The following is a 12,822-nucleotide window of genomic DNA, read 5'->3' as shown; positions in this document are numbered from 1 at the left end:
TCTTATTTAAGGGTAAAGTGGTTAAAGGGTAAACAAGGTTAAGCGCTTACCTTTAATGCGAATTATACTCGTATTGTAATAAATGTCAATATCAATCTGAACACAATCTTCGCTAAGAACTTTGACCATTATATAGCCACCAACATGAATTCCAACGAATGATTATAAGGCTGAGCTTCAATGTCCAAGCGAAAAAGGCCTCGCATCTGTTATGCGAAGCCTTTCTAATTTTTTCTCATGAAAATACATCCATTTGTCTGAATGTATGAAGTGAGTACCATTTCATAATTATTATAATTATAGATCATGTAAAATTCCGTTTTTTACATTTTTAGAGGCAACAACCTATTCTGAAATCTCACAAGTCGATTGCACAAGTCGATTGCCGTACGACTAAATCCGGCATAAGCACGACACGCTGTCTAAGCGATTCCTTGCTTTGGATTTGCTCGACTAGCAGTGCCACAGCTCGCTCTCCAATCTCCTTGATCGGCTGCGCGACAGTCGTTAGCGGCGGGTCAACAATGGTTGCTAATATCGTATTGTCATAGCCTACGATAGAGATGTCTTCAGGCACACGCAGTCCACTTTCTCTTACCGCTTGTATCGCACCGATCGCCAATATATCATTGCAGGCAAATACTGCTGTTGGTCGCTGTTCAAGCATAAGCAGCTGCTTCATTGCTGCTTTGCCACTATCAAGAGTATACCCACCTTCAATTACATAGCTCTCTGGAATAGCAATATCGGCCTCCTTCGCAGCATCGCTAGCCCCACGAAGCCTTTCCTTGCTTCCTAGCTCCGTTAAGTTTTCAACGATAACGGCTATACGCTGATGTCCTTGCTCCAGCAAATGCTGACCTGCCTGCATCCCGCCATAATAATCATCCACCATTACAGATGTGACGGGTACGGCGAAGAACTCACGAGCAATCATCACGAGCGGCACCTTTTCATTTAATATCTTCTTTACAATCACATTTTCCTTATCACGGGAAACCATAATAATGCCATCGACGCGCTTTTTCATAAAGAGCTGATAATACTCCTCTTCCTTGCTTGCATCATTATCGGTGCTGCACATAAACACATTGAAGCCATGCTTCCTTCCCTGATCCTCTATCGCTCTGGCGATCTCAGCAAAGTACGGATTGGCTAGATCCGGTAAGGTGAGACCAATCGTAAAGGTGCTTTTACCTGATAATGCTGATGCAACTGCACTTGGCTGATAATCAAGCTCCTCCATGATGCTCCAAACTTTTTTTCTTGTTTTATCGCTAATTCTTCCTGTGTTGTTTATGACCTTTGAAACCGTGGCAATGGACACGCCTGCTTTCTCCGCCACATCATAGATCGTTATCTTCATTCCGTTACTCCCCACAATCTAAAAGATAAATAGAATGCATAAGTAAAATTTAATTATTTCTATCACGAACAGGTAGCTCTCTTACTCTTATATTACCTCATCCTAGTAAAATATTGAAATTATGTATTGCATAACTTCAGGTTAACTTTTACAATAGAAGGGAAAACGCTTACCCTTTACTATATAGTACCATGTTTTTGTGCCTGTAACTAGAGAGGAAAGGTGCGTGACCGCATTGGAATTTGATGTGAAAGAAAGTGCTTATTATAGCTTTGGTTCAGAGGACAGCCGCGTCGTTGAGGTTGTCGCTAATCGTTATATTGGGGCTAACCCACCTCTTCCCTTTATCCATCGCGCTTTCTCCACTTCGGGTATTATGCAAAACAGTGAGGGCTTGTACCTTCTAGATTTTACGGAACGATATGCAGCAAGTCCGAACGGCTCATATGTTTATGCGATGGCGCTAGTGTGGAGTGATGAGGAGCGCTCGATTGATGCCGTAATGGAGCCGCTTGGCCCGATCTCACTATATCTAAACGAACAGAGGCTGTATCGCTCTACTGTCATCGAAGAGTTAAAGCCGAATGGAAGCGCTTCGATTCCACTGCTCTTCCGAAAGGGCTGGAACAGCCTCTTAATCGAAGCTCGAAAAACAGTTGCGGGCTTTGGCTGCCGCTTCGGTGCTGAGGAAGGAAAGGTCCGTATCCTTCAGGTGCTGTCCCCCTTCTCTAACCGCTTTGGCCAGGCTGGTTGGCTCTATTCCGAGCCTTGCTCACAGTCCATCTACGGTGAAGCTCAGCAGCACTTCCCAGCTTACACGGAGCATGAAAAGCAAACGGAGCTCACTTGGCATCCACGTTGTGAATGGTCAGAGCAGGAGCTGCTTCAACATCATATGGAGCGACTATTCGGGTATCAGCCCAATGCATCAGCCATTGCCAGAACAATGTTAGATGTCCCTAGCAACAGCACTGCTGTAACGATGAGCCTTCACACAGATGGGGCGACAACGATATGGATTGAGGAGCAGCTGGTATTCAGCTCGACTACAGCTGGCTCGTATACGGAGCAGCTGCAGCTTGCATCGAGCAAGCAGCTACAGCATGTTCAGGTATGGACAGCTAGTGGTGAGCAGCATTGGGGCTTTGAGCTTACCTTTCATATGAACGGCAAAGAGCTAATCTATACGCCTCCGATGCTTATTCATGGATATAGCGGAGCATGGATCTATGCTGGACCGTTAGCTGCCGACGCTATGTCAGCTCTAAGCAATGAATCATTCAATCCCAGTGCACTCATACAAGGGATGAACGGTAAACTGCTTTATTGGCAGCTCGATGCACCTAACTATGTTGTTCGACCTTTCTATGAGAACGCCATGCTAAGCAATAAATGGACCGTTGGTACGATGAGCAATTATGCTCGATGGGATTATCCGCTTGGCGTAACGATGTACGGTCTGCTGCGCAGCGGTAAGCTGCTTGGACGCGAGGATATGGTGCAATACGCATTGCAGCATATTTCTACATGTACAGACTGGTATGAGTATTCGCTTTGGGACTATGAGCAATATGGCTTCCCGTCTATTAACCATCAGCTTGTCCTAATCAAAATGCTCGATAACTGCGGTTCATTCGGTTCAGCTATGCTTGAAGCTTACAGTATTACAGGAGACGCAGGCTATGCGCGAATCGCAGACGTAATTGCTGATTTTATACTTCATAAGCTCGAAAGACGAGCAGATGGTGCATTTTATCGCTTATGCGAGGGTGAATACTCAGCAGACACGATGTGGGCCGACGACTTATATATGAGCACCCCATTTCTCATTCGCTACGCTGCGTTATTTCATAAACAAGCTGCATTAGATGAGGCTGCCAAGCAATTTATACTATATAAATCTTATCTGTTCATGGAAGATCAGCGATTGATGAGCCATGTATATGACTTCAAATATAACCGTGCGACTCGTGTACCTTGGGGACGTGGCAACGGCTGGGTGCTGTTCTCACTGTCTGAACTGCTAGAGCGACTCCCTACAGAGCATGCGTTATACGAGGAGCTTCTATCATTCTATCGAGAGTTTGTACAAGGAATTGTCTCCTATCAAAGTGACAACGGCCTATGGCATCAGGTCGTTAATGAGCCTACTAGCTACAAGGAGGCTTCCTGTACGGCGATGTTCGTATATGGCATTGCAAGAGGTCTTCGCTTTGGCTGGTTAGATGATGCTGTAGACTATAAAACGGTCGTATCGCACGGCTGGAATGCATTAACGAAATATGCGATTACCCGGCAGGGGCATGTGCATGGCGTGTGCAGCGGCTCCAGATATTCCTTCGCACCTGATTACTACATGTACGATCTCCGAACCGTAGTGAATGACAATCACGGGATTGGCATTATGATGCTAGCCGGCGTCGAGGTCGAGCTACTGCGTGCTTGATCATTTAATAAGGAGGGTGATTGCATGTGTTGTATACGGATGAGCTCATTGTAGCTTGGCTGGGTGAGTTTGAGTGGCTGTTTCGAATATTAGTCAGCTGTATACTTGGCTTTATCATTGGTCTAAACCGTACACATAAGCAAAAACCAGCTGGCGTTAAAACATACATGTATGTAGCTGCCGCCTCTACTTTAATTACAATCGTTTCAATTCAAAGTGTAACGCTATATGCTGGATTGCGTCAGCAAACGATGATGGATCCGATGCGTCTCGCCGCTCAGATCGTGACGGGTCTTGGCTTTATCGGTGCTGGTGTCATCCTTAAGGACGGTGTGAAAATTAGCGGTCTTACCTCAGCTGCCATGATTTTTTTTGCTGGTGGAGCAGGGATTGGAATCGGTGCAGGGTTCTATACAATCGTCATATTTGCCTTGCTTGTCACAACGTTGTTCTTAAAGCTTGGCGAATGGGTTGAAGGTCGTGAGCAGCAGCTTGAATATAAGCGCATGTACCGTGATGCTATACCTAAGCAGCACAATGGTTAAGTATCATTAGCCTTATCAATACGATGCAGATGGAGGATGAAAGGATGAAAAAGCAACTTATTATTTTTCTAGATAGTGGCGATACCATTATTGATGAGAGTACGGAGATACGTGATGAGAACGAAGTCGTGCTTACAGCGGATGTTATTCCTGGTGCCGACAAAATGGTTCAGGAGCTTCATGCTCGCGGGTTTACGTTAGCTATCGTAGCAGATGGATTGGCACAATCGTTCAAAAACATATTAACGCAAAACGGCGTATACGATTGCTTCACAACGTTAACCTACTCTGAGCAGGTTAGAATTTACAAGCCTAGTCCACGTATGTTTAAAGCAGCAATGGGTTCTCTTGACCTGGAGCCAGAGGATGTAAAGCGAATTATTATGGTTGGGAACAACCTAAGTCGTGACGTTAAAGGCGCCAATCAGCTTGGTATTACGAGTGTACATCTTAGCTGGACGCCGCGATATCCAAAAACGCCTGCCGACGTGCTTGAGACTCCAGACTACACAATCGAAACTCCAATGGAGCTCGTTGAGCTAGCTGAACGATTAAATGAACGACTGGAGCAGGGTCTGCCGATCAAGCCAGATAAGATCTAATATGTCCTTTCCTAGTTTATCGTTAATTTGACGGTAATCTATAGCTAATAAGCACAAAATGGCCTCCCTGCCACATACCTGGCTGAGAGGCCTGCTTCTTGTTATTAACGATGCTGCCATTATGCAATCATTGTATAAAGCGCAGCCTCCACTTCTTTCTTCACATCATCCTTGGAAGCACCGAGTGCAACCGAAAGCTCTGTAAACAATAAATCTTCGGCTGTTTTAAGATATTTCTGATCTGTGCCACCCATTTTTCGAAGCTCGCTCGTCACATTATTTTTTGAATAAATCACTTTAATGAGTTGAACGAGATCACGACAGTCATGGGTATTAAGCAGTGATTCATAAAACTGATGGGCGTGTACCTTTTTCGTATCTAGGCTAGGCATATCGTCTTGACCGATTGCCTGTATTAACTGAACAGCCTCTTCACGAGGAATAATAGGCCGCATAAATACTTTCGTATCTACAGGGCAATATATCACTTCTGTCCCGTGCACAGGCAACAATTTGTAGTAGCTCTTGCTTTCATCAGCAACAGGTATATCTGGCTTGCCTATCGCATCAACCTGACAGACGCCACTACTACCATATACAACATAATCTCCATGTTCAAACATTACAATCTCCTCCTGATTATGAAAAACATATTTAGCAGAATGAGGTTAGGTAAGGAACCAGAGCTTAAAAATAAATGTGATTTTTTTCACCATGTAGTATACTACCAACAGATTGAAACGGTCTTTTATTGCATCACAATTTGCTCATCATTCACTGCCATTAGCTACATTTGTTACTACCTATATATATTATACCATATATATGTCAAGTCTATTTTAAAGCATATTCACGACGGATGCGTTTCATGCGGCTTGCCTGCTTTTTTTCTATGTACACCCTCTTTTTTATTTGTGCTCCCACTTAATATGAGCGTTTAGTTATTATATATACAGCAAAACCTCTCCTCACTTAGTAGTGGGAGAGGCTTGAATCTTCTAATATCGTAATGGAGCTTCCTGTAGATCAGCTCGAGACTGTAAATATCGGAAGAATGCAGTTGCTGCTTCTGCACGCTGCACCTTTTTACTCGGCTGGAATTTCCCGTCTGCGTTAGCACTCATAATGTTGAGACCAACAACGATTGCTGCTTGACCTTTGTTCTTTATATGCTGTGAATCGTTGAATTTATCCGCAAAGATATGCTCGTGCTGTGCAAGCGTATTGTAGCCTAATGCACGTACAATGAGCTCTGCCATTTCTTCTCGTGTGACGGTTCCTTCCGGGTTAAAAGACCCATCCCCTATATCTATCAAATTTTGCTGGAGCGCATCTTCAACATAAGCGAAATATTCTGAACCGACACTGATATCCTTAAAGGAGCTCGAATTCTGTGCAGAAGAATCATTAGCGGTAGCATAGTATCGATTTCCGCCGTTTCTTGCGATGACGAGCATTTTAATTAACTCTCCACGCTTAATGAGCTCATTCGGCCTTACCTTTCCATCCACTACGTCAAGCGCTTTGTAAGCAACCATAAGCTCTAACTGACGCTGAGCCCAGTGCCCCTCGATGTCTAGCACCTGAGGACGCTCCAGCTGAGTCACTTCTCCCGTCTCCATATTCCGCCATTGTCCTGACACAGCATCGAGAAACACTCGCTCATCAAGTGGCTTCGCTTCAAGACGATAGACGAGGTTAACCGTGGATTCAATCGTTACTTTCTCAATAGAGTCACTATCGCCAGATGCAAGCATGACATTATACTTCTCAATTGGAATCGGCTGACCATCTAAGGAGTATTCACTCGCAACCTTATACGTTAGCTGTACCTGATAATAATCCATAAAGCGAGCTATGGCCTCAGATGTTGCAATCGTTTTAGGCGCTTGCTTCGAATAGTCGAACGGATGAATATTGGATTCAAATCCAGTAATTTCTCCTGTTTTTGCATCAATCGTTACATTAACATGATCATATTCAATGCTGGCTCCATGCACTTTATGAACGAAGCGAATATAGTAGCTAGATAGATCAGAGGCGCTCAGATTCTCATATTGCTTCGGATCGGGCTTAATGAGATGCAGCTCATGTGACAGCCACGGCAGCTGCTTTTTAATGGTTTCTTCAGCAGCCTTGGTCGCATCAGCTAATGCGAATAGCTCCTTGCCTTCAGGGGCATCACTGTTACGCCAATATAGATTATAGCTTTGCACCGCTCCGGTCTGTCCATCCACTGCCGCCCAGATCGATCCTGCTTCCTTCCCATCCTTCTTAACGTTCCAGCTAAAATTCCAGCTTGAGCTTAATTGTTCCGTTACATCATCTGTATATTCGTTATAGCTGGAATGATTCAGCTCAGCACCCTCAGGCAGCCCAAATGCAGATGTAACGAATTCGATCGCTTGCTCTTCTTTAATATTAGTCAGCTGAGGCTTGGAGGATAATGGCTTGTCAGTGACCGGCTTGTCAGACACTTCGCCTGCGTATCTATAGTGTCTATAGATCGCCTCATCCCACTTACTACCGGTAACTGCATGAATAGAAAAAGGAGCTAGCTCATAGGTTAGCGCGGGAATACGCTTACCATTCTCTCCAGCCGTCATTATATATTTTAATTCTGGGGTAGCGGTATCATGAAGCTTCTTCGTCGCTTGCTCTAGCGTTAAATAGCTCTCGACTCGTGGAAAAACAATGGTATCATCCCAGACGAAGTTGTACTCCACAACATAGCCTTCGCTGTCGACAACGACATCAATATAATTATCTAGAAATGGAAGTTCATTTACATAGCGGTCAAATCTGAAATGATGTCGTACATCGCCGGTTAGTGCTGGCAGCACAGCGGCGCCATAGCTTTCATTCAGCTTAACTTTCCCCGCATAATCAGCTGCAACCTCGGAGATAAACGCTTCGGCCACAGTTTCGGCTGCATCACGCTCTACTTTAAGCGGATAGCTCGGCTTTGTATCGACTGCAATATGGAAGCTGTAGTTGATGAGCTGACCATTGTCAGCATGAATGCCAACGTAAATACTCCCTGTCTGCTTGTTATTGACACGCTTAACAAAGCTCAATCCCCAAATATTGCGAATTCCTTTGATCAGTCGGTCCGAGGATAAATTCGCCCCTTGCAGCACGTATTCCTCTGGTATATTGACATACTTACGTGCCAGCTCCTCGGCTTTCGCCTTCGTTATGGATGCTGACTTTGCTTCATTGGATTGTGAGTCTTGAGCAGACGATGATGTGCTTTGACTTGCTTGTCCGGATGACGCTTGACTCATTAAGCTTTTCACTCCTTCTCCTGCAGTTTCAGCATATGCAGCTGAAGAAAGCATAGCTGTTAACATCGCTGCCGTTATGAGAATCGCTGATGCCTTACCAATTCTTTTCCTCACCTTATCAACCCCTTAATTGTCAATATCTTCATCTATTAGACTTATCTACCTTACAAAAGGTTGCATTAACAACAGCCATAAGACAGAAGTATGCAACGCATTACAGCAATATTTAGTCAGCTAGCGTTCCAAACATAGCAAGAAGCCTCATTGAAGTTGTCAATGAGGCTTCACTAATTCATATAGAGCTAATGCCGGTTTAATTCTTCAACCTGCTTCACAGGAGATATTCTCCAGTAAGCCATACCTACAAACAATATGCCACCTACCATATTGCCAAGCGTAACGGGTATCATATTGTGCAGCCAGCCTGCAAGATCAATAACCTCTGGATGATTCGGTAAAAACATCGCGACACTTAGCAAGGTCATGTTCGCTACGCTATGCTCATAGCCGCTTCCAATAAAGGCGAATAAGCACCACCAAATAGCGAACATCTTCGCTCCCTCGCTCTTCAGCCTCATACTCATCCAAACTGCAAGGCAGACTAACCAGTTACATAGAATACCTCGGAAAAATAAATCAGAGAATGGCAAGGTCATCTTTTTAGCTGCGGCTGTAAAGATCAAATGATCAGCAGTGATCGAGTTGAACAGCCCTGTTTGTCTAATTAAATACGCTAACATGATTGCGCCTAGCAGATTGCCAATAAATACGATAAGCCAATTCGTCCCTGTATCCTTAAGCGTAGTTTTGCGGGAGAGCGTACTGATGGTAAACACCATGTTATTGCCTGTAAACAGCTCTGCACCCGCTATAATGACTAAGGTCAATGCAATACCAAAGCTCGCTCCCATCACTAATGACTGGTAAGGGGAGCCCGCTTGTGCAAGCGGTGCTCCTATAGAAAATATGAGTATAATCCCAAGCCCCACATAAGCGCCTGCCAGCAGCGTGGAGATGAAATAGCCCAATTTATGCTGCTTCATATAATCGCGCTTCGCGGCTCCGGCTTCGGCGAGGGTTTGGACTGTTGGTCTATACATGCTAAGCCTCCTTCCAACGTTCGAGATGTTGTTTAAAAAGTCCGACTTTGATCACGATGTGTCACTGAATGTTAATCGACATCGAATCTTGAATTCAGCCAGGCCTTCGAATGCTCACGTACCCATTACGTACGCTGTGCTTCTCAGTCCTTAGCTTCATCCAACCTTCTCGGTGCTGAAAGCCGAACTTTTTAAACTTTGATTTTAGTAGTAGCTAAAAAAAGGTCGAAATGATCACGATGTATCACTGAATGTTTATTCGACATCGAATCTTGTACTCAGCCGGGCTTTCCGGTGCTCACGTACCCATTACGTACGCTGCGCTCCTCAGTTCGCTCATCGATTTTTGATTTCCTTCGGTGTTCCTTTGGAACAAGGTCGTCAATCAAAAACGTTTCGCGGGTCATAATTTCAAGCAAACGTAATTTTTAGAACTGAACGCTTATTCGACATCGAATCTTGAACTCAGCCGGGATTTCCGGTGCTCACGTACCAAATACGTACGCTGTGCTTCTCAGTTCGCTCATTGATTTTTGATTTCCTTCGGTGTTCCTTTGGAACAAGGTCGTCAATCAAAAACGATTCGCGGGTCATATTTTCGAACAAACGCAAGATGTATCACTGATTGTTTATTCAATGTCGAATAGTGAGTTTATAACAAGATATATACACTGTCGTCCTCGATCACTACCTCATAGGTTGCGACGCTGCCATCGTCTGGCTCCTGGACCTTGCCATCAATCAGAGAAACCTTATAATCACGCAGTGGACAATATACATAATCTCCAGATACGATGCCTTCGGCTAATGGCCCGTGACTGTGCGGGCATACGCCGCCAATTGCCCTTACACGATCATCAGATAGACGGAATACGGCAATTTTATTCTCATCGACAATGACTTCTCGGCCGATGCGCATCGGCAGCTCTTGCAGCTTAGCTACGAATACCTTTTGTTTTTGCTCGATCATCCTTACACTCTCCCTACCGTATAAAGCTCTTTTTCATTGTTTTCGTTGTTGCGAACCTCAGTCCATGGATCCTTGCGTTTACCAGCTACCGCTTCATCTAGCTCAGCGTTTAATGCTTGACGTTGAGCCGGATCTAGCAATATTGCTTTCACATGATCAAAGCCTAAACGCTCGATCCAAGGCGCTGTACGCTCTGCATATTCCCCTGTTTTACGGTAATATTGGAGCATAGCACCGCAAATATCGATAACCTCTTGCTCAGTTTCAACTGTTGTCAGCAGCTGTGCTTCCTTCACCTCTGTACCACCATTACCGCCAATATAGATTTGGAAGCCATTCTCTACGCCGATGACACCAAAGTCCTTCACTCCACTCTCTGCACAGCTACGTGGACAAGCAGATACACCCATTTTGAATTTATGCGGAGTATCGATATACTCGAAACGCTCCTCGAGCTTGATGCCGAGGCCCATAGAATCTTGCGTTCCAAATCTACAGAAGGCTGCACCGACGCATGTTTTTACGGAACGAACAGCTTTCGCATAAGCCGAAGCTGATGTCATATCTAGCTCTTCCCAGATATCAGGCAAGTCTTCTTTATTGACACCATACAAGCCGATTCGCTGGCTGCCTGTTACTTTTACAAGCGGTACATTATATTTCTCTGCCACCTGTGCAATTTTCAGCAGCTGTTGTGGTGTTGTCTGACCTCCACGCATTCTTGGTATAACTGAGAATTGACCGCTCTTCTGAATGTTGCCGTGCATCCGCTCATTGACGAAGCGAGATTCTTTTTCATCCTCATGTTCTTTAGGGAACGCGACATTAAGGTAGAAGTTTATAGCTGGGCGGCACTTCGAGCAGCCTTCCTCGTTCCGAAATTGCAGCTCCTTAAATACCTCTTTCGAGGTCATTAGGCCTTTCTCATGAATTTGCAATACGATCTCATCTCTAGTCAGATCAGTACAGCCGCAAATTCCTGTTGGTGCTTGAGCCACTTTATCGCCAAGGACATGAGCAAGCAGCTCACCAATATCTCCCTTACATTTACCACAAGAGTTACCAGCCTTCGTGCAGCGAGAAACCTCTGCAACAGATGTAAGTCCTTGCGTCTGAATGGCACCCACAATCGTTCCTTTGGTTACGCCATTACAGCCGCACACTGTATCCGCATCGTCCCAGTTCACTACACTATCGCTTACGCCTCCATCCTCTGCAGAAGCGAGCAACGTAACAGGATTCAGCTCAGAAATATCCTTCTTATCGCGCAGCATTTTATGATAGCGATTCTCTTCAGAAACATCCCCGTACAACACAATACCGACGATATGATTATCTTTAATGAATAGCTTTTTGTAGCTGTTTGCAAGCCCATTGAAAGCCTCGATGCTCTTTACCTCATCACTCTCACGAATGATTCCTGCAGAGAACAGATCACAGCCCGATACCTTCAGAGAGGTCGATACGGTGCTTCCTTTGTAGCCCTCGACAGGTCGATCCGTTAGTAGATCCGCAAGCACTTTCCCTTGCTCATACAATGGAGCAACGAGTCCATACACCATATTGTTATGCTGTGCACATTCCCCAACCGCATAAACATCAGCTGCACTTGTTTCCATAAAATCATTCACAACGATCCCGCGCTCGACCGTTAAGCCTGCATCCTTCGCAAGCTGCGTCACAGGGCGAATACCAACTGACATAATGACGACATCTGCTTCCAGCGTCGTCCCATCACTAAATTCAAGTCCTTCTACTCTCGTTGTGCCGATAATGCGCGTTGTTTTCTTCTCCATTAGAAACTGAATGCCTTGCTTCTCTAGATCCTTTTTCAGCAGGTTACCCGCAGGCTCATTCAATTGTGTTTCCATTAGCCATTTTTCCAAATGAATAACGGTAACCTCCATGCCTTGATCAACGAGACCTTTCGCAGCCTCAAGACCAAGCAAGCCACCGCCAATAACAGCAGCACGCTTATACTTTTTCGCTTGCTCAAGCATGAGAAGTGTATCATCGATCGTTCTGAAGCCGATAACCCCTTCGAGCTGTGAGCCTTCAATCGGTAATATAAAGGCACGTGAGCCTGTTGCAATAATACATTTATCATAAGCGAGCTTTAAGCCGCTTTCTGTCGTTACTTCTTTCCGTTCAGTATCCATCGCTACTGCTGGATCATGATTGACAAGCTTAATATTGTTCTCTTCATACCATTGCATCGGATTCGTAATGATTTCATCTACCGTCATTTTGTTTTGCAGCACGTTGGACAGCATAATCCGATTGTAGTTCGTATATTTTTCTTCACCGATAATGGTGATTTCATATTTTGAGGAGTCTCGCTCCAATATTTCCTCAATCGTTCTTACACCAGCCATCCCATTGCCAATAAGTAATAGTCTCTCTTTCATCATTGCGTACCTCCTATTAGTGAAAAATATCACTTACTTATTGTGAATCTTTTCACATTTCATGTTTTAATGATAGCATTCCTTTTTGCGTTCGTATA

The 12,822-nt window shown here is 44.6% G+C and carries 9 protein-coding genes; 3 read left to right on the top strand and 6 right to left on the bottom strand.

Annotated features, from left to right (window positions below; all coding sequences use genetic code 11):
- Positions 1-358: 358 nt before the first annotated feature.
- Entirely contained in the window at positions 359-1,366 is a 1,008-nt protein-coding gene (locus tag M3180_RS11115) for a LacI family DNA-binding transcriptional regulator (RefSeq protein ID WP_251667534.1), read from the bottom strand.
- A gap of 226 nt (positions 1,367-1,592) precedes the next feature.
- Between M3180_RS11115 and M3180_RS11110 the strand changes: the two genes are divergently transcribed.
- The 3 genes from M3180_RS11110 to M3180_RS11100 are packed head-to-tail and all read left to right on the top strand — an operon-like array spanning position 1,593 to position 4,959.
- Positions 1,593-3,812 (top strand): glycoside hydrolase family 88/105 protein, encoded by a 2,220-nt coding sequence (locus tag M3180_RS11110; protein ID WP_251667533.1) that lies wholly within the window; start codon positions 1,593-1,595, stop codon positions 3,810-3,812.
- A 26-nt stretch (positions 3,813-3,838) separates the two neighbouring features.
- Entirely contained in the window at positions 3,839-4,357 is a 519-nt protein-coding gene (locus M3180_RS11105) for an MgtC/SapB family protein (protein ID WP_251667532.1), read from the top strand.
- Positions 4,358-4,401: 44 nt separating this feature from the next.
- Positions 4,402-4,959 (top strand): HAD family hydrolase, encoded by a 558-nt coding sequence (locus M3180_RS11100; RefSeq protein WP_251667531.1) that lies wholly within the window; start codon positions 4,402-4,404, stop codon positions 4,957-4,959.
- 119 nt (positions 4,960-5,078) lie between these two features.
- Here the strand turns inward: M3180_RS11100 and M3180_RS11095 are convergent, their stop codons facing one another.
- The 5 genes from M3180_RS11095 to nirB form a co-directional block, all read right to left on the bottom strand.
- A complete protein-coding gene (locus tag M3180_RS11095) occupies positions 5,079-5,582 on the bottom strand; it encodes a CarD family transcriptional regulator (RefSeq protein WP_251667530.1) in 504 nt (167 codons plus the stop codon).
- Between the two features lie 375 nt (positions 5,583-5,957).
- Positions 5,958-8,360 carry a YcdB/YcdC domain-containing protein gene (locus tag M3180_RS22905; protein WP_251667529.1) on the bottom strand — a complete coding sequence of 801 codons (2,403 nt, stop codon included), beginning with the start codon at positions 8,358-8,360 and terminating at the stop codon, positions 5,958-5,960.
- A 188-nt stretch (positions 8,361-8,548) separates the two neighbouring features.
- The gene (locus M3180_RS11085; RefSeq protein ID WP_251667528.1) at positions 8,549-9,346 is read right to left on the bottom strand and encodes a formate/nitrite transporter family protein; all 798 of its coding nucleotides are present in this window, start codon (positions 9,344-9,346) and stop codon (positions 8,549-8,551) included.
- 652 nt (positions 9,347-9,998) lie between these two features.
- The gene (gene nirD, locus M3180_RS11080) at positions 9,999-10,316 is read right to left on the bottom strand and encodes a nitrite reductase small subunit NirD (RefSeq protein WP_251667527.1); all 318 of its coding nucleotides are present in this window, start codon (positions 10,314-10,316) and stop codon (positions 9,999-10,001) included.
- 2 nt (positions 10,317-10,318) lie between these two features.
- Positions 10,319-12,727 carry a nitrite reductase large subunit NirB gene (gene nirB, locus M3180_RS11075; protein ID WP_251667526.1) on the bottom strand — a complete coding sequence of 803 codons (2,409 nt, stop codon included), beginning with the start codon at positions 12,725-12,727 and terminating at the stop codon, positions 10,319-10,321.
- Positions 12,728-12,822: the final 95 nt, after the last annotated feature.

The sequence above is a fragment of the Paenibacillus camelliae genome, from assembly GCF_023715345.1.
Lineage (GTDB): Bacteria > Bacillota > Bacilli > Paenibacillales > Paenibacillaceae > Pristimantibacillus > Pristimantibacillus camelliae.
The sequence above is the reverse complement of the archived record's forward strand: the minus strand, read 5'-3'. Positions and strand labels throughout refer to the sequence as shown.